Raw genomic sequence first — 1683 nt, forward strand, 5'->3', positions numbered from 1 at the left:
CGCCAACCAGGCGCTGCAGACCACCGTCGGCTACTCCACCAAGTCGAACGTCTCCACCACGATCGCGGGTGCGACGGCGGCCGACCTGCGCGGCACGACCTCGTTCGCCAGCGCGACCGCGAGCAGCAACGTTGTGTATAACGGCACGGCCGGCGGCACCACGGCGGCGAGCAGCACCACGACGCTCGGCGCCACCATCGGCACGTTCACGGGCACCGCGGGAACGGCCGGCGACGGCACCACCGCTCTGGGCGGCACCATCACCCTGATCGCCACCAACGGCACGACTGCGACCGGCCTGCTCGGCAACGCCCAGCCTGCCGACGGCGACACGCTGACCGTGAACGGCAAGACCATCACGTTCCGCAGCGGTTCTGCTCCGGCGTCGACCGCGGTTGCGTCCGGTTCGGGCGTCAGCGGCAACCTCGTTACCGACGGCAGCGGAAACACCACCGTGTATCTCGGCACCGCGGGCACTCCGGCTGCGACCGTCAACGATCTGTTGACCGCGGTCGATCTCGCCAGCGGCGTGAAGACGGCGTCCATCAGTGCGGGCGCTGCGACGCTCGCCACGAGCGTTGGCCAGACCGCTTCGAGCGTTGGTGCGGGTGCCGTCACGCTGAAGAGCTCGACGGGTGCGGATCTGAGCGTCACCGGCAAGGCCGACCTGCTCAAGGCTCTCGGTCTGAGCTCGGCAGTGGGCGGCGGCAACGCCACCGTGAGCGTCAACCGGACCACGAGCGCTGCCTCGCTGGGTGCGACGATTGCTGACGGTTCGACGTTGAACGTCGACGGTCACGTCATCACCTTCAAGAACGCGCCGATCCCGGGCTCGACCGGTGCTCCGAGCGTTCCGAGCGGCTATGGCGCGAGCGGCAACGTCCTCACCGACGGCAACGGCAACTCGACCGTCTATCTGCAGGCCGGCACGGTTGCCGACGTGCTGAAGGCGATCGACCTTGCCACCGGCGTGCAGACCGCGACGGTCAACGCCAACGGCACCGCGACGCTTGCGACCGCAACCGGCCAGACCAACTCGTCGATCAACGCCTCCGGTCAGCTCAAGATCTCGACCGGCGTCAATGCCGACCTGTCGATCACCGGCACCGGCAATGCGCTGAACGCGCTCGGCTTCGCCGGCAACACCGGGACCTCGACCGCCTTCACCGCGGCGCGTACCTCGGGCGTTGGCGGCCTTACCGGCAAGACCTTGACCTTCTCTGCCTTCAACGGCGGCACGGCGGTCAACGTCACCTTCGGCGACGGCACCAACGGCACGGTCAAGACGCTCGATCAGCTCAACTCGGCGCTTCAGGCCAACAACCTGACTGCCACGATCGACGCCAACGGCTTGCTGACGGTTTCGACCACCAACGACTACGCGTCCTCGACGATCGGTTCGAGCGCCGCGGGTGGTGCGATCGGCGGTACGCTGACCACGGCACTGACGTTCTCGACGGCTTCCAGCCCCGTCCAGGACACGGTTGCCCAGACCTCGCGTGCGAACCTGGTCAACCAGTACAACAACATCCTGAACCAGATCGACTCGACCTCGCAGGACTCCTCGTTCAACGGCGTCAACCTGCTGAACGGCGACCAGCTCAAGCTGGTGTTCGACGAGACCGGCAAGTCGAACCTCAGCATCACCGGCGTGACCTACAACTCCAAGGGTCTCGGCCTCGC

1 protein-coding gene is annotated in these 1683 nt (G+C 67.1%); it reads left to right on the top strand.

Translation table 11 applies throughout. The annotated features are described in order from the left end of the window. On the top strand, window positions 1-1683 hold a 1683-nt coding region (locus NR187_RS34820), incomplete at both ends, for a DUF1522 domain-containing protein (RefSeq protein ID WP_256809518.1).

The sequence above is a fragment of the Bradyrhizobium sp. Bra64 genome, assembly GCF_024519875.1.
Classification (GTDB): domain Bacteria; phylum Pseudomonadota; class Alphaproteobacteria; order Rhizobiales; family Xanthobacteraceae; genus Bradyrhizobium; species Bradyrhizobium japonicum_G.